Source organism: Novacetimonas hansenii, from assembly GCF_014843995.1.
GTDB lineage: Bacteria > Pseudomonadota > Alphaproteobacteria > Acetobacterales > Acetobacteraceae > Novacetimonas > Novacetimonas hansenii.
This window is the reverse complement of sequence record NZ_CP062147.1, coordinates 806,003-826,741: the sequence shown is the minus strand read 5'-3', so window position 1 is coordinate 826,741 and position 20,739 is coordinate 806,003. Positions and strand designations below refer to the sequence as shown.

Sequence of the window (20,739 nt, the reverse complement as noted above, 5' to 3'; positions counted from 1 at the left end):
GTCCCGTGCGAAGCGGGGCCACAATCATCATGAAATGGGGGGAATGGAGCGGGCGAAGGGAATCGAACCCTCCTCAGAAGCTTGGAAGGCTACTGCATTACCACTATGCTACGCCCGCCCATTTCGGCGCATGTATAATGCGGGGCGGGGCGGCGTTGCAAGCCCCCATGGCCATGCCTTTGCCACTTTACATCCGGCGGGCATGTTTTTTGTGCCCATGTGCATGAAATCGCACACGCCCCCTTGACTTTCACCTCCAGACGTATTCTTTTCCGCCTCACTGTGCCGGGTACGCATGGGCATGCCACAGGATGGGACATATCGTCGCATCCCCGCTGGCAGGTCGATAGCGGCTTTGCAGGGGTGTAGCTCAATTGGCTAGAGCGCCGGTCTCCAAAACCGGAGGTTGCGGGTTCGAGACCCTCCACCCCTGCCATTCTCCGGTCGGGATAATTTCCTCCCTTCCGGCTTGGCATATTTTGGTCAGGGCGACGCCGTGCTGACCGGATTTCAGGCCCCCGCGCCCGCCGGGCATCCCGGTCAGGCGCGTCGGGTGTTGCAGGAAGGATGTTTCGTGTCGGTCAGTCCCGCGAAATTTGTAGAAGAAGTCCGCGCAGAGGCGAAAAAGGTCACATGGCCCACACGCCGCGCGACACTGATGACGACGGGCGCGGTCCTGGCGATGGCCGGGCTGGCATCGGTATTTTTCTTCCTCGTCGACGAGGTGATCGGCCTTGGCGTGCGTAAATTATTTGGACTGGGAGGCTGAGTTCAGCCATGGCCAAGCGGTGGTATGTCATCCACGTCTATTCGGGCTTTGAAAAGAAGATCGCCCAGCACATCACGGAACAGGCCGCCCAGAAGGGACTGGCCGACCATTTCGGGGAAATCCTGGTCCCGTCCGAGGAAGTGACCGAGGTGCGTCGCGGACAGAAGGTCAATTCCGAACGCAAGTTCTTCCCCGGCTATGTGCTGGTCAACATGGAACTGACGGACGAGGCATGGCACCTTGTCAAGGACACCCCCAAAGTGACCGGGTTCCTGGGAAGCAAGACCAAGCCGTCGCCCATTCCCAAGGCCGAGGCCGAGCGGATCATGAAGCAGGCGCAGGAAGGCGTCGAGCGCGTGCGTCCCTCTGTCACGTTCGAAGTGGGGGAACAGATCCGCGTGGCCGATGGTCCGTTCACGTCCTTCAACGGCACGATCGAGGAAGTGGACGAGGAAAAGGGTCGCCTGACCGTCAGCGTCTCCATCTTTGGCCGCTCCACACCGGTCGATCTCGAATACAATCAGGTCGAGAAAGTCTGATATCGCGCATTTCTGGCGGATCACGGCAAAGGCACCCCGACGGGTGCCTTTTTTCGTTGGTGCGCCATGGGCCGTACAGGCCGTCCCGCGCTAGACTTCCCCATATATCTGGACTGCCCCGGACATATGGAAGGACGCGCAATGAACGAGCGATACAGATTCGCGGATTTTGACGAGATCATGAGGCAGTTCCCCGATCAGGCCGATACGCTGATCGTGGATGCCTATCTGAGCGATTCGGTGGAAGCGAGCATGCGGCTGTTCCGCATCTATCACCCCCTGCCCCGCCATTATCATACGCAGTGTGACGAACACCTGCTGCTGTTACGCGGCAAGCTGGAGTTTTTGATCGAGGACGAACCGCCCCGCACGTTACAGGCGGGCCAGATGGTGTCCTTCCTGCGCAATGTCGTACATGGCGTCAGGCCGATCGGCACGGCCCCTGTCATCTTCTTCGCCGCCGATACCCCACGCCGCGCCCCCGATGACGTCCATTTCATAGACCCCGAAGCCGCAAAGGGTCTGAAATTCGTCAGTCATCTGAAGGACTATGCCAACACGATTGGCTGAATTCAGCGGTGTTGCCCCCCATGACCCTTTGGAAATTGTGGCTTCATCAGACAGATCCGGGGGGTAAGGAATGCGCGGCTGCCGGGGGATGGGCTGCGCGCGCATCGCCCATACAGGCTGCCGCAATGTATGCGGGGGCGTTGCCCCCGAACCCCCACCAAAGGGTATTACCCTTTGGAAACCATAACTTCATCAAACAGATCAGGGGGTAAGGAGTGCGCACTGCCGGGGGCGGGCAGCGCGCGGATGGCATGGCATGCCTTCACCTGGCGTGATGCGGTGCTTCTTCGGGGGGCAATGTCTGAAGACGCTGCGCCGCACTGTCGGCCACCTGCCCCAGAAGCTGGCTTAGCCCCGCAACCATGGCCACCGCCCCGCCGCCCGATGGTGTCGTCAGGGTAAAGGCCTGTGCGGTGCCGCCTTGCGCATCGCCGGCACGGTGGACAGACAGGGTGCCTGACAGGCGCACCTGCCCCGACGCATCGCGGGCGAACTGCGTCACGTCAAGTTCGACAAAAGCCTTTGCCGGCATGCTTGTCGCATTATTCTGCGCAAAAATGCTGCTGCCGGGCAGGCGCTGTTGCAGGTCGGCGGTCAGGGTTTCGCCAATCATCTGCGACAGGGGTTCGCTCCACGCCGCACCGGACAGAGTGGTCAGGCTGTAATTCGCCTGCTGGCCCACGATATGATCGCGGTCCAGCGTGGGCGGCACGCCGGGGGTGCGAACCTCGATCACGGCCGGGGCCTGTCCCACGGTGCTGCCCTGCGTGGGGGCAAGGCTGTAGAGCGTCGGGTCCGACGAACCGCAACCCGCCAGCAGCGGGGTCGCAGCCGCCAGCGCCAGTGCCGCGCGGCGCAGTGCAGGCGCAAAGGGCAGGATGCTCAAGGGCTGGGTCATCGCATTATCGTCCAGTAATCAGCGCCGAGGGATGGCGGGTAAGGAAATCGGACAGGAACCGCAGCGAACGCGCCGCTTCGTTAAGCTGTACGACCATCTGTTGCAGGTTGCGGTGGAAATCCGTATCGCCACCATAGCTCGACAGTAGCGAGTTCGCGTTCTTCAGCGTGGTGTCCAGCCCTGCCAGAAGCTGGGGCATCTGTGCGCGTGCATCGTGGGAAATCACCTGCAGGTTTTCCATGGACGCCCGCAACGACGAAAGCCCCTGTCGCATGTCCGCGCTGTTGATGCGCGCATCCGCGTGGGCCAGCAGGTTGTTCAGGTTTTCGCCCACCTGCGTCAACGGCATCGCCGCGACCTTGTCCGTAATGGTGGACACCGAATCCATGATGCCCGCCATGCCGCCCGCCTGCCCCGGCAGGACCAGCGCGTCGCCTTCCTGTGTCATGGTGGCGGCCCGCGCGTTCTTGACAAAGGTCAGCGCGATTTCGGATTCGCCGGTCAGGAAGCTCGCACTCTGTACCGAGGCACGCAGCCCGTTGGCCACCTGCATATGCAGCAGGCTGCGCAGGGCGTCGGCGGGAACCTCCTGATCGTTCAGCACGCGTTCGGGTTGCAGCTCCATCGCCACGCGCACGCGCGCCTGTCCTGTATGGGGGTCAACCAGCAGCTTCACATCGTCGATCATGCCGACCTGAATGCCGAACATGGTCATCCGCCCGCCCTTCGTCAGGCCCGCGACAGGACTGGTAAGATAGGTGACAAGCGGGATGCGTTCGCGATAACCGGCGGCATCGGCCTCTTCCTGACTGTCATACAGGCGAAAGACGCTGTCCGAACTGGCCTGCACCAGATGTTCGTCCCGCGCATCGGGTGGCGCGAACGCGATGCCACCCGACAGCAGCGCCTGAAGCGACTGGAGCTTCACCTTCAGGCCACCAGCGCCCAATCCGACCTGCACGCCCGATACGTTCCAGAAACGCGTATCGGTCCGCAGATACTGGTCATAGGGGGCATGCACGAAAATCTGCACCTTGATCGGCCCGCGCCCGCCCGGCGGCAGGGTATAGCCCAGCACCTCGCCCGCGACGACATCACGAAAGAAAATCGGTGCGCCCTGCCCGATGGAACCAAGGGTGGGCGTCATCAGGGTATAGGTATGGCCCGGCTGGTCCGACCGCACACCGGGCGGGGATTCCAGCCCCTTGAAGAACGTGGTGTGGCGTCCCCCCGGCTCACCGGGGTCCATGGCGATATAGGCCCCGGACATCACGGTTTCCAGGCCGGTGATGCTGGCGCCATTGATGCGGGGACGCACCACCCAGAACCGCGCGTTACTGGTCATCATGCGCGATGCGGCGGATGTCATGCGCACGCCCACCTCCACATGATGCAGGTCATCACTCAACCGGATCGATTCGACCGTGCCGAGAGAGACAGACTTGCTCTTCACCTCCGTCTGGCCGCTGGTCAGGCCATCGGCGGTGTCGAAGGTGATGGTGATCACCGGGCCGCGCGTCGTCAGCCCCCGCCAGCCAAGATAGCCCGCAATCAGCAGGGCGACGAGGGGCACCAGCCATATGACGGAAAACCGGTATGTGCGCGTATCGGACTGCGCGATGGGGGTGGGCGAGCGCCCGTTGCGGGGATCGTTCGGGGTATCGTTCACGCCTGGTTCGGCTCCATGTTGGCAGCGGGGCGGGGGGCCGCCGCGGATGTTTGTGCGGGACGCGACGGCCCCTGCGCGGTGTCGGTGTCTGTGTCGGTGTCATGCATCTTCAGCACGGCACGGGGAAGGCCATCGACCAGCCTGCCGTTCATGCCGGCCGCGTCCCACATGATGCGGGGGTCAAAGCTCCATGCCGCAAACAGCGTCAGCACCACGACGGCGGCGAATGCGACCATTCCGGCATTGGCGGTCACGGTGGCCATCGCGTTGAAACGGACCACCGCCACAAGGATGGAAATCATGAAAACGTCGATCATCGACCACCGCCCCACCATATCAACCACGCGGAACAGGCGCGTACGCTGCGCCAGCCCGCGCCGTGACCCGCGCCATGTCATGATGACCATGGTGGCCAGGCTGGCGATCTTGAGCATCGGGACCGTGATGCTGGCGAAAAAGACCAGCAGCGACAGGGGGATCATTCCATCGCTCCAGAGTTCGAGCGCCCCTTCGATGATGGTATGCCCGCTCCCGCCGCCCATGCGCATGAAGGTCATGACCGGATACAGGTTGGCCGGGATGTAAAAGACGACCGCCGCGATCAGATAGGCCGTCGTGCGCGTCAGCGATTCAGGTGCGCGCCGCCAGACACTGTGGCCACAGCGCGGGCACGCCCCGACACAGCGCAGGTTGCTGACGGGGTGTTCCATCTCCCCCACCAGCCCGCATGACGGGCACGCGACAAGGCGTTCGACAGGTGGCATGCCGACATCATCCACATGGACATGCGCGATTTCCACCACCACCCCGTCATCCATGCGCGTCAGTGAATCCACCGGGCGATGTTTCCAGATCCGTTCGGTATCCAGTGTCGAATCGCTGACCGCCATCGTCAGCATCAGGCCACCGATCAGGTACACCGCCGGGCCGACATCGACATGCGCCATATCCGTCAGCTTGGTATAGGCGACGAAGATGCCAAGGATATAAACCTCCACCATCGACCATGGCCGCAGCTTTTCATACCAGATCAGGATGCCCGGCGCCCAGTTCGGCAGGGTCGGGCGTGTGCCCGCATACAGGATGGCGAACATCAGGCCGATGGCCACGGCGGGCGCCATGATCGTCACCGCCCCCACCAGCAACCCGGCCTCCCCCCACCCTTCGTGCATCAGCTCCATCGGTCCTGTCAGAAGGTCCACCGTGCGTTCGCGCCCATAGACATTGAGTGTCATGAGCGAGGACGCCAGCGCTGCAAGGTAGAACGCGGCCGAGCTGATGCAGAACGCCAGCGGCGCCGCCAGGGGGGCGGTGCGCCTGCGCCGTTGCAGGTGCTGCCCACAGCGCGGGCAGGTTGCAAGCTGCCCCGGCTGTAATTCGGGCACATGCTGGTACAGTCCGCAACCGGGGCATTCCGCCAGGCCGCCAATGACACGCAGGTGCCGCACCACAGGATTATGGGCGGTCCCGGACGAATGACAGCCCAGCCGGGCGGGAAGGGTCTTGATGAATGTTCTCATGCCGGACACAGCATACAACGCGAATTAAATTGAGGAATGGCGCATTTGGCATATTGCATCCGCGTTAAACGTCGGATATCAAGCGCTCAACTTTCGCCGACATAGCTCAGGGGTAGAGCAACTGATTCGTAATCAGTAGGCCCTCGGTTCAATTCCGAGTGTCGGCACCATTTTTCCCATATAATTTCAAGCGGTTAGGGTTTATGCCCTAAATTGCACAATAGCTGTGGCAGCATCGTGGAACTGTTGTTTCCCGGTATCTGTGCCTGTGCCGCAGGCTGTGCGCCACCGGGATTTATCCCGTGGAATCAAGATTATATGCGACATGCCGCCACTGCCCCCGCCCCCCGGCGGGGTACTGGTCACGATGATGCGACATCTTTCGCACCCGCTGGCATGTCGTCCTGTGCTGAAACATTGCAGCCATGACACGGGTGCGGGGGCGGCACCGCCAGAATGGGCCGAGCGCAATCTTATGTCATCAATTTTGAAGACGGGTCCACACCGGGACTCCGCCAATATGGGTGACGCACGCAGCCCCGACGCACGCAGCCCCCATGCCCCGTGGGCCGTCCGGGATGTGCAGGTCAGATGCCCGAATGCCTGCGCAGGAGCGCTATGGCATGCGGCCCGTCCTCAATCGCGGCGCCCAGCAGGTCACGCCCAAGCGCCGTCAGCGTCAGCGGGTGCATCGAATCCAGTGCGGCATGCAGGTCGCGCCGCTTTTCTTCCGACAAAGCGGGATCATTCAGGATGCGTTGCCGCAGGGCCGCAACCATGTCAGGCCCCTTCATCGTAATCTGCACATTTTCCGGTCGGGCCAGAAACTGGCGTCCTGCATCGGTGATGGTGCTTTCGCCCATGATGCGAAATCCCTGTGCCGTTGCGGACACGCCACCAGTACAGAATCCCTGCAATTCAAGGTCGAGCAGGTTGCGCGCGCATTTCTGTTCATCCGCCCCGGGCGGGGTCTGTACCGCAACCGTCCCGCCTGCCGCCTGCATGGACATCAGCATTTCAACCTGCAGATCACGATCAATCACATTCCCGCCCCCCATGCGCACCTGTTTTTTAAATAACTGATTGACAGAAATAACAAGATTTCCTGACGCGGGCATTTTTTACCAACAACGCCCCTGTGACGCCTGCTGAAAAACGTTCCCACACACCTTCTGATGACGTGGCGGATATGGGGTGGGGGGATGCATATTACAATCCGGCCAGCAGGGGCATGACGGTCCTGTCATGCCGGATTTCCGTCCTTTACGCCCAGGCCCAGTGACGGTCCTGTTCGCGCAAAATCACCTCCACACACCGGCGCAACATACGCATGCCGCCGGTAAGAGACTGTTTGAAAACACCTCATTGATAAAAAACAGGAAAAGTTTTTGGGTGCCGCCTTTCGATCGAAAAAGGCGGCGTCTTTCGAAGCTTTCTGGAAAAAGCTTCACCAAAAACCTTTATCATTTCAGTATATTATAACGCCTGACGTTTCAAACGGTCTCTAAGCACCTGCTGCAACTTGCACATTTCATAACCCGACAGGTCGAACCGGCCGGGTTACAGGTTCCGTTCAACCTCGATATCGCGAATGATGGTCCACGACAGGGCAGGCACATGATCGGCCGTTGGCGCGGGCACATGCCGGGATAGCGGGATACCGGGCGGCACTGCGGCGATATTATGTGGTCATGTTGGGAAAGGACGGACAAACCAGTGGCGCACTGGTCACCTGATGGCAAAAGTGACCAGAAGAATCTGTCCGGGGGAATATTCTGTGCGCGCCCCCTGCCCACAATCACAACGGACAGGTCTTTATTTCAAGGCAGATCAGGCCGCCGGAACAGTAAAGACATGCCCGGCACCACAGAAGGCGACACCCCCGAAGGAGTGCCGCCAACCTGAGAACAGTCACAACCGTTTGGGAAAACAGCGGTTACTGTTCGTTATTAATGACACATCTGAATAACCATACAACACGGATGTGGTAACAACGTGATGAAGTCACATCAATGTAATCCGCGCACGTGACACAATGCACGTGACACAATGACGACGGGCATAAGGGTATTTTTTTCAAAACCCCTTTGGATCATCATCCATTTTCTGGAAACAACCCCACGATACATCCGTCGTCTTCCACCACGAAAAAACCGGGAACCGCGCGTCATGCCTGATCTAGCGGATCTTCATCACCGTCATTTTCGCGCACACTCCACCATCCCGCCGACCATTGTGCGAATTCGGGGGTGTCTTCCTTGAACGGATTTTCAATCAACGGCTCCCCCCGCACGGCGGCGGCCTTCCCCTGTGCGGTGGGGTCTTCTGCGGTGGCGGGGGGCGGGATCTGCTGGGTCATTGCCTGCTTCCTTGCAATCTGGTCGGTCCTGCGCGTGATACCGCATGCCCCCGCCAGCGTCAGCCCCATCCATATGCCCGTGCGCCCCGTGTCCCGTGCATGCCACGCCCCTGCACCGATTTTGCACGAAACGCCGCCCTGAAACCCGTCTGTTCCAGAATCCGGCTGGATATTGCACAATTCCGGCCAAGCTTTCCCTCCCCCTTTCTGACACGCCCTGCATGCGCCCGGCGGGGGGAAGTCCGCCTTTATCGGGGATGGCACCCTGTCAACCACGCAAAGACCATCCACCCCGGGCCTGTGGCGCCAGGACGCGTGATCCCCCACCCTGTCACGGCTGCTCTTTTATGCAACTGCTCTTTCATCATGTTTCATTTATTGAAAATACGGAAAACAATTAATTTATAACATATTGTTATATATAGTTTTTTACAGGTCGCATTATGACATTCGGTGTCTTGATCACGAATACGTGATATTTGTCGCGCTTGCGGATCACAATTTATCTATATACGGATGGATATAGACATTCCGCTGTATCCGGCGGTTTTGTTCTTTCCTCGCCGATCCCTGATACCGGCAGACCGGGGTGGAAAATGCGCGAATATTTCATCCCGGTACAGAAGTCCAAGCAACCAATGCCATAACAGAAATAAAACAGGGTTCCGCACATGAATGCCCCCATCGCGTTCCCTTGTCGCGATACGGGTTCGGGATACGGGTATCAGGTGCCCCTGCGCCGGGATCGGCAACGCCGGACGATTGGTTCGCCACGGAACTGTATTTCATACTCCCATGGAATACATGCCGGGCGACAATAAAACCACAAGGGAACATGACAAATGTCTTCCGATTACACGACCGAGAAGCCGCCGTTCAAGGCTCGTTATGAAAACTATATCGGTGGCAAGTGGCTGCCGCCGATCGAAGGCCATTACCTGACGAACACCTCGCCGGTCGATGGTCGCGTGCTTTGCGAAGTTCCCGCCTCCACCGCCGCTGACGTGGAACTCGCCCTTGATGCCGCACACAAGGCAAAGACTGCGTGGGCCCATACCTCCCCCGCCGATCGTGCGCTGATCCTGCTCAAGGCTGCTGATCGCATGGAGCAGAACCTCGACCTGCTCGCCCGGGCCGAGACATGGGACAATGGCAAGCCCATCCGTGAAACGCTGACCGCCGACATCCCGCTGGCGATCGACCATTTCCGTTACTTTGCAGGCTGCATCCGCGCGCAGGAAGGCACCCTGAGCGAGATCACGGAAACGACCATTGCCTACCACTTCCACGAACCGCTGGGCGTTGTTGCGCAGATCATCCCGTGGAACTTCCCGCTGCTGATGGGGTCGTGGAAGCTCGCCCCCGCGCTGGTGGCCGGCAACTGCGTCGTGATGAAGCCCGCCGAAAGCACCCCCGCCAGCATACTCGTGCTGATGGAACTGATCGGGGACCTGTTCCCGCCCGGCACGCTGAACATCGTCAACGGCCTGGGCAAGGACGTGGGCGCCGCCCTGTCCAACAGCGACCGCATCGCCAAGATCGCGTTCACCGGTTCCACCCCCACGGGCAAGATGATCGCCCATGCGGCGGCCGAACACCTGATCCCCGCGACGCTGGAACTGGGTGGCAAGTCACCGAACATCTTCTTTGCCGACGTCATGGATCATGACGATGATTACCTGGACAAGGCGATCGAGGGCTTTACGATGTTCGCCCTGAACCAGGGCCAGATCTGTTCATGCCCCAGCCGTGCGCTGGTCCATGAATCGATCTATGAGAAGTTCATCGAACGCGCCCTGCCGCGCATCAAGGCGATCCGCCAGGGCAACCCGCTTGATCCGAACACCATGATGGGCGCGCAGAATTCGCACGGCCACCAGGAAAAGATCCTGTCCTACATCGACATCGGCAAGGACGAAGGCGCAGAACTGCTGACCGGTGGCGCGCGTCCCGACCTGGGCGGCGACCTGAACAAGGGGTGCTATGTGCAGCCGACCGTGTTCAAGGGCAACAACAAGATGCGCATCTTCCAGGAGGAAATCTTTGGCCCGGTTCTGGCCGTGACGACCTTCAAGACGGAAGAAGAAGCACTGGCCATCGCCAACGACACCCCGTTCGGCCTGGGTTCAGGCGTATGGAGCCGTGACGCCAACACCTGCTATCGCGTGGGTCGTGGGCTGGAGGCCGGTCGCGTGTGGGTCAACTGCTATCACGTCTATCCCGCGCATGCGGCGTTCGGCGGTTACAAGAAGTCCGGCATCGGACGCGAGACCCACAAGATGGTGCTCGAACATTACCAGCAGACCAAGAACCTTCTGGTCAGCTACAGCGAAAAGAAGCTCGGCTTCTTCTGATCGCGGGTCGTGGCGGTGAAGGCCGCCACGGCATGATGCGCAGGCGGTGCGGCCGGGCCGGTTGTTTTTCCGGGTCGGCCGTTGCCGTCTTGTGCCCCCCTGCACCGGCATGGAGGGCGCATGACATGAACAGTTTTGATATATCAGGAATGCGACAGGGTTTTTCCCACGGGGCCGGGACACTGTGCGGCAGGGGTGAAAGAGGCAGAGGATGGCACAAAAGTTTCGGGTGGTGATTGTCGGCGGTGGTATCGCGGGCCTGGCGCTGGCAACGCGTCTGGGCGATTCCATCGGCAGGTCGGGGCGCGCGGAAATCACGCTGGTCGACAAGAGCTTTGCCCATGTGTGGAAGCCGATGCTGCATTGTTTTGCCGCAGGCACGGCCGCCAACGAAAATGACCGCATCAGTTTCCTGTCGCAGGCCAGCCGCCATCATTTCGATTTCTGGCCGGGCGAGATTTCTGACCTGGACCGCACGGCCAAATCCATCACGCTTGCCCCCGTGGTCGAACCCTCGGGCGAGGTCATCCTGGAGGAACGCACGCTCGAATACGACGCGCTGGTGCTGTCGATCGGCAGCCGCGCCAATGATTTCGGCACCCCCGGCGTGGCGCAGCACTGCCTGTTCATCGACAACCTTGTCGAGGCCAACGGCTTTAACGAACGCTTCCGCATGGAACTGCTCAAGGCGTTTGGCAATAACGAGGAACTCGACATCGCCATCGTCGGCGGCGGGGCGACCGGCACGCAGTTGGCGGCCGAACTGCACAAGGCGCTGGACCTCGCCTCGCTCTACAGCTTTGGCAAGAAGCCGCCCACACTGAAGATCACGCTGCTGGAGGCGGGGCCACGCATCCTGCCTGCTTTCCCTGAATCCGTATCCGCCGCCGCGCAAAAGCAGCTTGAGGCGATCGGTGTGACGGTCCAGACCTCTGCCATGGTCAGCGGCGCGGATGAAAAGGGCTTCCTGCTCAAGGACGGCACGCGCATTCCCGCCACCCTGCGTGTATGGGCGGCAGGTGTGAAGGCACCGGACGTGACGCGCAGGTTCGCCGGGCTGAAACTGTCGCGCTCTGGACAGTTGGAGGTGCGGCCCACGTTGCAGCTTCTCGAAGATGACAACATCTTCGCCATGGGCGACTGCGCCTTCATCGCGGAAAAGCCGGTGGCCCCGACCGCACAGGTCGCCCGCCAGCAGGCGCACCACCTTGCGCGCTACATGCCGCGCTGGATCAATGGCGGGCAGTTGCAGCCCTTTGCCTTCAATAACAAGGGCGCGGTCGTCGCCCTGGGCGATTACAATGGCTGGGGCACCTTCCCCGGTGGCAAGGTGTTCGGTGGCGGATGGCTCAAGGGCATCAGCGCACGCATGGTTCACCTGATGCTGTATCGCCAGCACCAGTTCGAACTTTACGGCACATTCCGGGGCCTCGTTTCGTGCCTTGTGGACTGGCTGGATGTATTCGTGCGCCCCTCGATCCGGCTGGATTAAGGGCAGATGCCGCGGCACTCTGCGCCACGCAAGATGCGCAGAGTGCCTGCCCTGCCGTTCAGGAAACATCCTGTGCGGGTTTCTGAAAGACTATTTGAAAAGTCAGTCTTGATAACATCCTGAAATCATAAAAGTTTTTGGTGAAGATTTTTCCAGGGCGTGTTGGGAATTATCGTGAATTGATGATAGCGGCTGTGAGATAGATCATGGCAGCAAAGGATTTATCTGTCTTTTCGCTCCGTATGGCGATGCGCTTGAACTCCTTGAGCTTGCAGAAGAAGTTCTCGATGAGATGGCGCGCCTTGAACAGGACGGCATCGAACGTGCGCCTGTCGAGGCGGTTCTTGCGCTGGGGAATGACTACACAGGCGCCTTGCGCGTGTAGGGCGTCCACGATCCAGTGGGCATCAAACGCCTTGTCGGCAAGAAGCGCCTTGAAATCCGCCGGTTCCAGAAGGGGCGCAACCCCGACCGTGTCGTAATGCTGGCCGGGGATCAGCGTAAAGCGGACCAGATTGCCCAAGGCGTCGGTCATGGCGATGATCTTGGTCGACCATCCCGTCACACTGCGTCCTATCGCCTGGCTTCGGGTCCCCCTTTTGCGCCCTGGCCGTGGCGATGAACCCGAACCACCGTGCCGTCAATCATCGCATATTCCATGTCGGCATCGTCAGAGACGGCCTCAAAAATTTTCTGGAAAACTCCGGCTTTCGTCCAGTCGCTGTAGCGCGAGTAAACCGAGTTCCAATGCCCGAAATATGTCGGAAGGTCCCGCCATGGACTGCCCGTCCGCGCAATCCATAAGACCGCCTCGATAAAGAGGCGGTTATCCTTCCCGCTGCGCCCGCGATCCGTCTTCTTGCCAAGGCACAGCGGTTCCATCTTCGCCCATTGGGCATCCGTCAGTATGAAGCGATCCATAGGATCTTTGAAACACATCTGGATCCTTTAGAAAACTTAATTCCAAACAGGCCCCAAAAAGCTTCAGAAGACGCCGCCTTTTTCGATCAAGAGGCAGCACCCAAAAACTTTCCTTGTTTTTTTATCAACAAGTTATTTTCAAACACTCTCTGAAAAAATCCTTACCCGGCATTTTGCATGTTCCAGAACAGTGCCGGGACAATAAGGGGCGGGCTCCCAGAGGCATAGGAAAGGGTTTTGGTGAATGTGTTTCCCGTAATTTTCTAAATACATCGGATTTTCAAAACACATTAAAAAACCTGAAGATTTTTTTCATTCCCTGCAAATGGGGTGATTCAAGAGGCTGTTTGAACACCCCTCCCCGATAGGGAATGGGAAATATTGATTGATTGTTTTTCCATTTGAAATGCGATGTCTTTCAAAGCTTTTTGAAAAAAGCTTTACCAAAAACTTTTATTATTTCAGTTCGGTGATATTGCGAATTTTTTAAAAAATTACTTTAATTTTTACCATATATTCTAGAACATGGATTTCATCCACGCCAGATCGCCGGGTTCCCATTTCCCATGGGCCCGGCGATTTTTTTTGGGCGCACAGCCCATCGGGAACCCGCCACAGGGGGCTTCGTTGCCACCCTTGTCCCCCCAAGGGAGAACAGACATGTGCCCTGCCCGTGCCCCACACCGCCTGAAACGGCTTGAACAGCCCCCATGCCCCGCGCCGGTGCCACCGATGCCGCCCGGCGTCCCCATGCCCCCGACATCCCCACCGGGACCGGACGAAGACCCGCCGCCAATAGATGACCCGCACCCCACGCCGCTGCCGCTGCAAATCTGTTGAACGATGCCATCTGCCCGGAACTCCGGCGCGGACGCATTGTTGAGGGAGTCCGCATTAGGAAAAGGAAACATCCCCATGCCGGACACGAAATACGATTCCGAAAAACCCGTCCCCAAACCGGACAGCGAAAAAGACCATGACCGGGACGAGGCGCTGGAAGACAGCTTTCCCGCCAGCGACCCACCCTCCAAGGGGGAGACAACCGGACCGGACGAATGAATACGACCGCATGAAGGCAACCACATGAACATATCCCTGCCCCGGCATGACCGCCTGCATGCCGGGGCCTGTGACCTTCAGGCAGGGCGTTCAGGTTGCCCCCTGTTCACCATGCCCCATGGGATGCGGTGGTTCTGCCCGTGGGGGTTTGTACCGAACGGTCAAACCGGCGCATCCTGTTCCCGCCCCGCCATGACACGTGACATCGTGTGGCGCAGACAGACAGGCACGCAACCTTTTTGCACGCGGCCTGTTGGAATTGATACCGATCGGCATTACGCAAAAAAGGAAACATCATGAAAATCCACTTCCGTTCCATCTGCGTGCTGGCCACCCTGGCTGGTGTTCCCGCACTGGCCCTTGCGCAACCCGCCACCCCACCCGCGCCCACGGCGAATTCGGCGGCATCGGAAGTCGGACGGAACCCGCCCTCCGCCACGGACAGCAGTGGCAACCACGTCAATCCATCGGACAAGCTGTGGAATAACCCACGCACCGTGACCGAACAGCCCGGGACACAGCCACCACCCAATTCAGGCAACGCGGAAACAGGGGCCACGCCATCATCGGGCAAGATCCATAACGGTCAGACATGGCATGGCCATACACGCCAGAAATACCATTCCGCGACGCCCGGCACGACGCAGCAGCAATAACCACAAGGCCGATCCGGCTGCGACCTGATGGGGACGACGACCCCACGCAGCACGAACGCCAGTAAGTGGCGCATGACAGGGCGCATGACAGGGGCATGACTGGGGCATGACCGGGCGGAGTGGCGGAAAACGCCCCCGCCCCCATGACACGCCCTGCGGATCACATCCCTGCCGTCAGGACACGGACATCCCCAACCCGCGCGGGTCAGAATTCGTCGAGGATGAAATCCTCATCAAACACACGATATGCCGCATCGGTCGGGCGGGTGTAGCCGCGCCTGTTCTTCCATGCGTGGATCAGGGCAAGTCGCCATTCTTCATGGGGATCGCAGGCAGGTTTCGGGGGGCAATCGGATTTCGTTTTCATGATCCGGACACCTCTGACTATGGCCTGCAACAGTGCGGGCACCGGTTCCATAGCAGTCCCCCCATGGGGGTGGTGTGACGATTGCATGAAGCTTTTTATGCACATGCTCCTATGCGCACGGCCATGATGCCTGCACCGCACAGGCATGGCACTGATCGTGCCCCACGACACGACGCGGGGCAAAAACACATCCCCTCCCCAATCCCATATCTTGTTCCAATCCCCGCCATGGCAAAACGGAGGGGGCGTCAGCCCCCATCATCCGCGCAGTTCACGCCGGGCGCAGGATGCAGAACGGGTCATGGCGTCTGTGCGGCTTTATAACGTTGGTATCCATGAGAGAGTATTTGAAAACAAATCAGTGATAAAAAAGAAAAGTTTTTCGGTGACGCCTTTTTTCAAAAAAGTGGCGTCTTCTGAAGCTTTTTGAAAAAAGCTTCACCAAAAACTTTTATGATTTCAGTGCGTTATTGGTCCTTACTTTTCAAACCGCCTCTTAACCATAATATCCGTATACCCCTGTCAGGACGCGCCAATGATCCATCTGCGTGTTCCCCGGCCTGACAAAGCATGAGGCCTGACCCGCAATCGATCCACACAGGTCAGGATCGTGGGACGTCTTGCTAAATTCGAGGAGTGGACGCAGCATCCGATGACCACCAGCACTCCGACAGGCCCCGGACCGCACGCACGCGCCCCTGAAAAAATTGGCCAGGAACAACCATGTGTCCACAATTATGGAACGCCCTGTTATGGAATGCGCTGTGATTCGAAACGGCTGTCAGGAACAGACTCGGGAAGGGACAGCAAGCAGCCTCCCCGATGACCCATCACCAAGGACATAAAATGAAAAAGCTTGCCCTGCTCACCACCGTCATTGCCCTTGGCGCGTGCGCCCACGACCCGCATCAAACACCACCGGACAGTGTCACTGCGCGTCAGGGCATTGAGCCGCAGCCCGTCCATACGGCACAATTTGGCGCAATGTCACGAACGGCATCCTATGCGGCGCACCATGCCAATCAGGTTGCCGCCTCAACAGATGAGAAGAAATAACAAAGGCCGCCAAGGGGGATAGTCATGAAGCGCCCATGATTATCCCCCCTCTTTCGACGCAATCCATTGATATGGAATGATAAAAATCGCCAGTTCGGCATCCCGTTCCCAAAATGCGACGTCTTTCAGGGCGTGTATGGTGTAGCGCGATGCCACACAAGTCACCCGTCGTGCTGACGCACCAAGCGGCGGGACGATGTGATGAGGCGATGCGGGTAAATGTGTGGGGGGCAGAAGTCGCGATCGCTCCCCATCGCTGGCGCGCCACGAATGGCGGGCGCAGCGACCCGCGAAGGGGCCGCCTGTCTGACTGATCCATATGTCGGGATGGCGATCAGGCTGCTACAGCCATGTTTTTTCCCAGACATTTCGCCGGGAACGGTGCGGCTGTGCCAATGCGCTCACTGCCGTTTTCCGCCTTGCCCCCGCATCATTTGGGGGATCGATATCACGATACCGGACGGCAGTATGGCGGCCAGATAAAATCAGGCTGGTCCGGCGCATGTCATCGCGCTGGACTACCGGGTCATGTGCGGGAATGGGTTCCGCGCGGGCAGAAAACCGCACGCCGTTTTTTCGTGCCTGACCATACGCCGCACAGCCTTCGCCACACATGGGCGACCTGGCATTACTGCGCTCACAGGGATCTATTAAAACTGCAACTGGACGGAGACTGGAGCGAGATCAGGACCGGTCACCGGCTATGCCAAACTGACGCCTATAGGGATGAGATCATAGGTGGTGGACATATGCCCTACCCTACCCGGCATGGCCTGAAACCGCTCTATCGACTTTGCCATGGCAATCAGGGAACTGGCATCGAATCAGGCGGCACGCACGCAAACGCCCGGACCGGCACCTGAGATACAAGAAACCGGAAACACACCAGAAATGGCTGTTTTTATTATTTTTACTGGGAAATTCGTGGTGCTGCTGGACAGGATTGAACTGTCGACCTCTCCCTTACCAAGGGAGTGCTCTACCACTGAGCTACAGCAGCAACGCCGTGGGCGGTTGGTAGCTTTTCCCGCCCTACGTTGCAACCCCTTTCATGGGATTTTGTGCATCTTGTGCCAACGCAGGGTGGGAAAAGGTATCGTCAGTCGTCGCGATGGATCTTTTCCATACGTTCGTGACGCTCCTGCGCCTCGATCGACAGGGTGGCGATGGGGCGCGCTTCCAACCGCTTCAGGCCAATCGGCTCGCCTGTTTCCTCGCAATAGCCATAGGTCCCCGCCTCGATCCGCTGCAACGCCTGATTGATCTTGGTAATCAGCTTGCGCGCGCGGTCACGGGTGCGCAGCTCCAGCGCACGGTCGGTTTCCACGCTGGCGCGGTCGGTGATGTCGGCTTCGTGAATGCCGCCTTCAGACAGGCTGGCCAATGTCTCGTCCGCTTCCTTCAGGAGTTCCCCGCGCCACCGCAACAGCTTGTGGCGAAAATATTCCACCTGGAGGGGATTCATGAATTCCTCGGATTCCGAGGGATGATAGTCGGGTGGCAATGTAAGCATATCAACTGGTCCCTGCACCTCGGTTCCGGCATGCGGCCCCCGCGTCGGGACCGGCAGGGCGGAACCGCGCGGCTTATATCAGGCACGGTCAGACCACGCCAAGCATTTCCGCACGATCATGGTCTTTTTGCCGCTATGCCGGTGTGCGGCCCGACGTCGGCGCACCCGGTATTGGGGGGGTGGATGTCGGGGCACCGCCGGGTGTGGAGGAGGCGGCGACGGGCGTTGTCGCAGGAGTGGTCACAGGGGTTTTCGTCGTCGCGCCGTGCTTTGGCGTGGGCAGGGGATATGTCGTCTCCCACCCGCCGCCAAGGGCGTTGTACAACCGCACGAGGTTGGCGGAAATCGCCGCCGTACTGGTCGTCAGTTCGGATTGTGACGACAGGAGCTGACGTTGCGCGTCAAGCACCGAAAGATAGGTCACAAGCCCCTGCGCATACTGGTCCTGCGCCAGACGCAGGGAAGCCCGGGTCGCCTCCACCTGTGCCGCGAGGAAGTCATGATGGCGCTGCTCATCCGTATAGGCGGTCAGCGCGTTATCCACATCATGCCAGGCCTGTAGCACCGTCTGCTGATAGGCAAGTGCTGCCTCTTTCTGTTCGGACTTGCGCAATTCAAGCTGCCCGCGCAGGCGTCCGCCCTGGAACAGCGGCAGCGTGATCGACGGGCCGACATTCCATGCCTTTGCATTCCAGAACCCCATATCGCGGAATGACAGCGATTCGAAACCGAACCCGGCATTGATCGTCACACGGGGATAAAACTCGGCCACGGCCTCGCCCACCTGTGCGGTGGCGGCGTGCAGGTTGGCTTCGGCGCGACGGATGTCGGGCCTGCGGCGGGCCAGTTCGGACGGCACGCCAATCGGCACGGCAGGCGGGACGGGCGGGATGGCCGACGCCACCAGCAACCTGTCGGACAGCGCGCGCGGCGGTTCCCCCATCAGCATGCTCAGCGCATTGACCTGGGAGGCAAGCTGCTGCTCAAGCTGGGGCATGCGCGCCACCGTCGCCTCAAGCTGGGCGCGGGCACGTTCGACATTCAGGTCGCTGCTCATCCCGTGGGCATAACGCTGCTGGTTCAGGTCCAGCATACGTTGCGCCACATCGCGGTTTTCCATCACGATGCGCAACTGTTCCTGCGTCGCGCGCAGGTCCATGTAATCGCGTGCAACCTCCGCCTGACGCGAAATCAGCATGCCGCGCCGTGCTTCTTGCGTCACCTGCGCCGATGCGGCCGCGGCTTCGTACTGGCGACGCACACGCCCCCACAGGTCCACTTCCCACGTGGCGTCGATACTGTCGCGCCACTGGTTGAACAGCGGGATTTTCGCCTGCCCGGGCGACGGCGCAAGCCCCTGCAGTTCGGGATGCTCCTGTTCGATGTCGGTCACGATCCGCTGCAGCATCTTGGTGCTGTACTGCTGGCGGGCATATGACCCCGAAGCCGACATGGCGGGAAAGCGTTCGGCACCCGCAATCCGCAGTTCCGCGCGGCTTTCAGCCATGCGATAGGCAAAGCGGCGGACATCAAGGTTGTCCGTCGCGACCCGGCGTTCCAGATCCGACAGGATAGGGTCGTGAAAACAGTCCCACCATGCCGGATCGGGCATGTCGGACGTCACCTGGCTGGCGACGGGTTTTTCCCCGGCCTTTGTTTCCGTGTGCATGTTGGTCGGGCCGCCATATTTTTTTGGCGTCCACGGGGTTGGTTTATGGAAATTGGGGCCAACGGCACAGCCTGCCGTCACCACCGACAACCCGACCACGGCGGTGCGCCATGAAAATCCCCTAACCACCAACGCGGCCCCCTGTTTTACATGTCGCCAATACGATAAACCTGTTCGTACGCAACGGTTGCGCGATATCATCTTCGATTGACCGATCAGTTCGGTCAGGTCCATAACCTATCCGCTTTATGCATCGGGTCAATCGAAACTAACGGACAAAAAGGTCAGGACACGTCTGATGGCTGCAACGCCCCCCTTCCCCGGCAAGGACACGGCGCAGGTTCCCCCCACCGCGACCGGCACCTCCCCGGCCAAGCGTGCGCAGATCCTTGAAGGGGCGGCGCGCATCTTTGCCGAACATGGGTATGAAGGTGCCAGCATGTCGTGCATCGCGCGCAACGCGGGCGTGTCGAAGGGGACACTCTATAACTATTTCGACAGCAAGGCCGTCCTGTTCTGCGCCTTTATCGAACAATGCACCCGTGAAAAGCTGCCGCTGATGTTCCGCCGCATCGACGAAGGCGCGAACATGGCGGAATCGCTGGAACATGTGGCCCGCGCGCTGATCCAGTTGATTACGTCGCCACTATCGCTGATGCTCAACCGCATCATCATATCAGAGGCGGGGAATTTCCCCGAACTGGCCAAGACCTTCTGGACGAACGGCCCGCAAAAGGCCACCAGCATCCTGGCCGCATGGCTGGCGCGCGCACCGCAAAGCAGCCTGCTTGACGTGCCCGACCCGACCTTCGCGGCGGAGCAGTTCTATGCCCTGTGCCAGACGCATATCGCGGGGCGCGCGCGCATGCAGCTTCCGGTTGATACCAGCCCTGAACATATCGACTTCATCGCACATTCGGCCGTGCGCGTCTTCCTCAACACCTATCAGCGCACCGGCGCGCGCCAGCCGCCGCAGGCCTATACCGGCAAGGCCGCCGCCGAACCCGCCACGGACACTGCCACGGACACTGCCACTGGCATTTCCACTGACACCTCCACTGGCACCTCCACAAGCACTTCCACTGAAACCACGACCGGAACCGCCACCCGCCCCTGACCGGGCCAACAGCCACAAGGGCAAGGACACACGCACAAAGCCACCATCACGCGCGCGCCGTCACGCGCCCGGCATCATGGGGTCACCGTCACGCAACGGCCCCATGAGACAGTGGCCGCGGAACCGCCAGAAAATACACGCCATGGTAGCTTTTGATGACAAACCATTGCCCACCCGCCCATTCACGCAAGCGTGTTCCGATGCGACGCGC

20 protein-coding genes, 4 tRNA genes and 1 pseudogene are annotated in these 20,739 nt (G+C 59.8%); 14 read left to right on the top strand and 11 right to left on the bottom strand.

Features of this window, described 5'->3' with window-relative positions; genetic code table 11:
* Positions 1 to 44 precede the first annotated feature (44 nt).
* Positions 45 to 118, bottom strand: a tRNA-Gly gene (locus IFJ82_RS03550).
* 241 nt (positions 119 to 359) lie between these two features.
* Between IFJ82_RS03550 and IFJ82_RS03545 the strand changes: the two genes are divergently transcribed.
* The 4 genes from IFJ82_RS03545 to IFJ82_RS03530 all read left to right on the top strand — a co-directional run bounded on the left by IFJ82_RS03545 (position 360) and on the right by IFJ82_RS03530 (position 1,878).
* A tRNA-Trp gene (locus IFJ82_RS03545) sits at positions 360 to 436 on the top strand.
* Between the two features lie 138 nt (positions 437 to 574).
* Complete coding sequence (secE, locus tag IFJ82_RS03540; protein WP_040512887.1) at positions 575 to 769, top strand: preprotein translocase subunit SecE; 195 nt, start codon at positions 575 to 577, stop codon at positions 767 to 769.
* A gap of 8 nt (positions 770 to 777) precedes the next feature.
* On the top strand, positions 778 to 1,308 hold the full coding sequence (gene nusG, locus IFJ82_RS03535; RefSeq protein WP_003621974.1) for a transcription termination/antitermination protein NusG: 531 nt from the start codon (positions 778 to 780) through the stop codon (positions 1,306 to 1,308).
* Between the two features lie 141 nt (positions 1,309 to 1,449).
* Complete coding sequence (locus tag IFJ82_RS03530; protein ID WP_192265630.1) at positions 1,450 to 1,878, top strand: cupin domain-containing protein; 429 nt, start codon at positions 1,450 to 1,452, stop codon at positions 1,876 to 1,878.
* A 262-nt stretch (positions 1,879 to 2,140) separates the two neighbouring features.
* On the opposite strand, the gene IFJ82_RS03525 is transcribed toward IFJ82_RS03530, so the two are convergent.
* The 3 genes from IFJ82_RS03525 to IFJ82_RS03515 are packed head-to-tail and all read right to left on the bottom strand — an operon-like array spanning position 2,141 to position 5,965.
* Entirely contained in the window at positions 2,141 to 2,776 is a 636-nt protein-coding gene (locus tag IFJ82_RS03525; RefSeq protein WP_062809445.1) for a PqiC family protein, read from the bottom strand.
* Positions 2,777 to 2,780: 4 nt separating this feature from the next.
* On the bottom strand, positions 2,781 to 4,397 hold the full coding sequence (locus tag IFJ82_RS03520) for a PqiB family protein (protein WP_225578822.1): 1,617 nt from the start codon (positions 4,395 to 4,397) through the stop codon (positions 2,781 to 2,783).
* 44 nt (positions 4,398 to 4,441) lie between these two features.
* Entirely contained in the window at positions 4,442 to 5,965 is a 1,524-nt protein-coding gene (locus IFJ82_RS03515) for a paraquat-inducible protein A (protein WP_192265628.1), read from the bottom strand.
* Between the two features lie 95 nt (positions 5,966 to 6,060).
* Between IFJ82_RS03515 and IFJ82_RS03510 the strand changes: the two genes are divergently transcribed.
* Positions 6,061 to 6,135: transfer RNA gene (locus IFJ82_RS03510), tRNA-Thr, on the top strand.
* A 417-nt stretch (positions 6,136 to 6,552) separates the two neighbouring features.
* Here the strand turns inward: IFJ82_RS03510 and IFJ82_RS03505 are convergent.
* Positions 6,553 to 7,008, bottom strand: a complete 456-nt coding sequence (locus IFJ82_RS03505; protein ID WP_040512882.1) for a hypothetical protein — start codon at positions 7,006 to 7,008, stop codon at positions 6,553 to 6,555.
* A gap of 1,124 nt (positions 7,009 to 8,132) precedes the next feature.
* A complete protein-coding gene (locus IFJ82_RS03500; protein ID WP_192265626.1) occupies positions 8,133 to 8,324 on the bottom strand; it encodes a hypothetical protein in 192 nt (63 codons plus the stop codon).
* Positions 8,325 to 9,166: 842 nt separating this feature from the next.
* Here IFJ82_RS03500 and IFJ82_RS03495 point away from each other — a divergent pair.
* A complete protein-coding gene (locus IFJ82_RS03495; RefSeq protein WP_003621955.1) occupies positions 9,167 to 10,678 on the top strand; it encodes an aldehyde dehydrogenase family protein in 1,512 nt (503 codons plus the stop codon).
* A 211-nt stretch (positions 10,679 to 10,889) separates the two neighbouring features.
* The gene (locus IFJ82_RS03490) at positions 10,890 to 12,170 is read left to right on the top strand and encodes an NAD(P)/FAD-dependent oxidoreductase (RefSeq protein ID WP_192265625.1); all 1,281 of its coding nucleotides are present in this window, start codon (positions 10,890 to 10,892) and stop codon (positions 12,168 to 12,170) included.
* Between the two features lie 169 nt (positions 12,171 to 12,339).
* Here the strand turns inward: IFJ82_RS03490 and IFJ82_RS03485 are convergent.
* Positions 12,340 to 13,091, bottom strand: a protein-coding gene (locus tag IFJ82_RS03485) for an IS5 family transposase (protein WP_192265623.1) whose coding sequence is annotated in 2 segments (ribosomal slippage) — positions 12,340 to 12,761 and positions 12,761 to 13,091 — 753 coding nt in all. Because the reading frame shifts where the segments join, the coding sequence is not laid out codon by codon here.
* A 660-nt stretch (positions 13,092 to 13,751) separates the two neighbouring features.
* Between IFJ82_RS03485 and IFJ82_RS03480 the strand changes: the two genes are divergently transcribed.
* The 3 genes from IFJ82_RS03480 to IFJ82_RS03470 all read left to right on the top strand — a co-directional run bounded on the left by IFJ82_RS03480 (position 13,752) and on the right by IFJ82_RS03470 (position 14,806).
* Positions 13,752 to 13,931, top strand: a complete 180-nt coding sequence (locus IFJ82_RS03480) for a hypothetical protein (RefSeq protein ID WP_192265621.1) — start codon at positions 13,752 to 13,754, stop codon at positions 13,929 to 13,931.
* A gap of 75 nt (positions 13,932 to 14,006) precedes the next feature.
* Positions 14,007 to 14,150: a hypothetical protein gene (locus tag IFJ82_RS03475; RefSeq protein WP_003621949.1), complete on the top strand. Its 144-nt coding sequence runs from the start codon at positions 14,007 to 14,009 to the stop codon at positions 14,148 to 14,150.
* Between the two features lie 296 nt (positions 14,151 to 14,446).
* A complete protein-coding gene (locus IFJ82_RS03470) occupies positions 14,447 to 14,806 on the top strand; it encodes a hypothetical protein (RefSeq protein ID WP_225578762.1) in 360 nt (119 codons plus the stop codon).
* A gap of 205 nt (positions 14,807 to 15,011) precedes the next feature.
* Here the strand turns inward: IFJ82_RS03470 and IFJ82_RS03465 are convergent, their stop codons facing one another.
* A complete protein-coding gene (locus tag IFJ82_RS03465; RefSeq protein ID WP_175575179.1) occupies positions 15,012 to 15,173 on the bottom strand; it encodes a hypothetical protein in 162 nt (53 codons plus the stop codon).
* Positions 15,174 to 15,318: 145 nt separating this feature from the next.
* Here IFJ82_RS03465 and IFJ82_RS03460 point away from each other — a divergent pair, with 145 nt between their 5' ends.
* From IFJ82_RS03460 to IFJ82_RS03450, 3 genes are all read left to right on the top strand, one after another.
* Complete coding sequence (locus tag IFJ82_RS03460) at positions 15,319 to 15,603, top strand: hypothetical protein (RefSeq protein ID WP_192265619.1); 285 nt, start codon at positions 15,319 to 15,321, stop codon at positions 15,601 to 15,603.
* Between the two features lie 416 nt (positions 15,604 to 16,019).
* Positions 16,020 to 16,229 (top strand): hypothetical protein, encoded by a 210-nt coding sequence (locus tag IFJ82_RS03455; protein ID WP_064305516.1) that lies wholly within the window; start codon positions 16,020 to 16,022, stop codon positions 16,227 to 16,229.
* 149 nt (positions 16,230 to 16,378) lie between these two features.
* A complete protein-coding gene (locus tag IFJ82_RS03450; RefSeq protein WP_155734129.1) occupies positions 16,379 to 16,543 on the top strand; it encodes a hypothetical protein in 165 nt (54 codons plus the stop codon).
* A gap of 611 nt (positions 16,544 to 17,154) precedes the next feature.
* Here the strand turns inward: IFJ82_RS03450 and IFJ82_RS03445 are convergent.
* From IFJ82_RS03445 to IFJ82_RS03435, 3 genes are all read right to left on the bottom strand, one after another.
* Positions 17,155 to 17,229, bottom strand: a tRNA-Thr gene (locus IFJ82_RS03445).
* Between the two features lie 99 nt (positions 17,230 to 17,328).
* Positions 17,329 to 17,742, bottom strand: a complete 414-nt coding sequence (gene dksA, locus IFJ82_RS03440) for an RNA polymerase-binding protein DksA (protein ID WP_003621930.1) — start codon at positions 17,740 to 17,742, stop codon at positions 17,329 to 17,331.
* A gap of 133 nt (positions 17,743 to 17,875) precedes the next feature.
* Positions 17,876 to 19,612, bottom strand: a complete 1,737-nt coding sequence (locus IFJ82_RS03435) for an efflux transporter outer membrane subunit (RefSeq protein WP_192266311.1) — start codon at positions 19,610 to 19,612, stop codon at positions 17,876 to 17,878.
* 97 nt (positions 19,613 to 19,709) lie between these two features.
* Here IFJ82_RS03435 and IFJ82_RS03430 point away from each other — a divergent pair.
* Positions 19,710 to 20,381: pseudogene (locus IFJ82_RS03430) on the top strand (TetR/AcrR family transcriptional regulator C-terminal domain-containing protein); the annotation flags it as partial.
* Between the last annotated feature and the right edge of the window lie 358 nt (positions 20,382 to 20,739).

Bases quoted from the DNA above. Each gene is read 5' to 3' on its own strand.
- nusG (WP_003621974.1), top strand. From the start codon at position 778: ATGGCCAAGCGGTGGTATGTCATCCACGTCTATTCGGGCTTTGAAAAG.
- IFJ82_RS03530 (WP_192265630.1), top strand. From the start codon at position 1,450: ATGAACGAGCGATACAGATTCGCGGATTTTGACGAGATCATGAGGCAG.
- IFJ82_RS03525 (WP_062809445.1), bottom strand. From the start codon at position 2,776: ATGACCCAGCCCTTGAGCATCCTGCCCTTTGCGCCTGCACTGCGCCGC.
- IFJ82_RS03515 (WP_192265628.1), bottom strand. From the start codon at position 5,965: ATGAGAACATTCATCAAGACCCTTCCCGCCCGGCTGGGCTGTCATTCG.
- IFJ82_RS03500 (WP_192265626.1), bottom strand. From the start codon at position 8,324: ATGACCCAGCAGATCCCGCCCCCCGCCACCGCAGAAGACCCCACCGCA.
- IFJ82_RS03495 (WP_003621955.1), top strand. From the start codon at position 9,167: ATGTCTTCCGATTACACGACCGAGAAGCCGCCGTTCAAGGCTCGTTAT.
- IFJ82_RS03490 (WP_192265625.1), top strand. From the start codon at position 10,890: ATGGCACAAAAGTTTCGGGTGGTGATTGTCGGCGGTGGTATCGCGGGC.
- IFJ82_RS03480 (WP_192265621.1), top strand. From the start codon at position 13,752: ATGTGCCCTGCCCGTGCCCCACACCGCCTGAAACGGCTTGAACAGCCC.
- IFJ82_RS03475 (WP_003621949.1), top strand. From the start codon at position 14,007: ATGCCGGACACGAAATACGATTCCGAAAAACCCGTCCCCAAACCGGAC.
- IFJ82_RS03470 (WP_225578762.1), top strand. From the start codon at position 14,447: ATGAAAATCCACTTCCGTTCCATCTGCGTGCTGGCCACCCTGGCTGGT.
- IFJ82_RS03465 (WP_175575179.1), bottom strand. From the start codon at position 15,173: ATGAAAACGAAATCCGATTGCCCCCCGAAACCTGCCTGCGATCCCCAT.
- IFJ82_RS03460 (WP_192265619.1), top strand. From the start codon at position 15,319: ATGGCACTGATCGTGCCCCACGACACGACGCGGGGCAAAAACACATCC.
- IFJ82_RS03455 (WP_064305516.1), top strand. From the start codon at position 16,020: ATGAAAAAGCTTGCCCTGCTCACCACCGTCATTGCCCTTGGCGCGTGC.
- IFJ82_RS03450 (WP_155734129.1), top strand. From the start codon at position 16,379: ATGCCACACAAGTCACCCGTCGTGCTGACGCACCAAGCGGCGGGACGA.
- dksA (WP_003621930.1), bottom strand. From the start codon at position 17,742: ATGCTTACATTGCCACCCGACTATCATCCCTCGGAATCCGAGGAATTC.
- IFJ82_RS03435 (WP_192266311.1), bottom strand. From the start codon at position 19,612: ATGATATCGCGCAACCGTTGCGTACGAACAGGTTTATCGTATTGGCGA.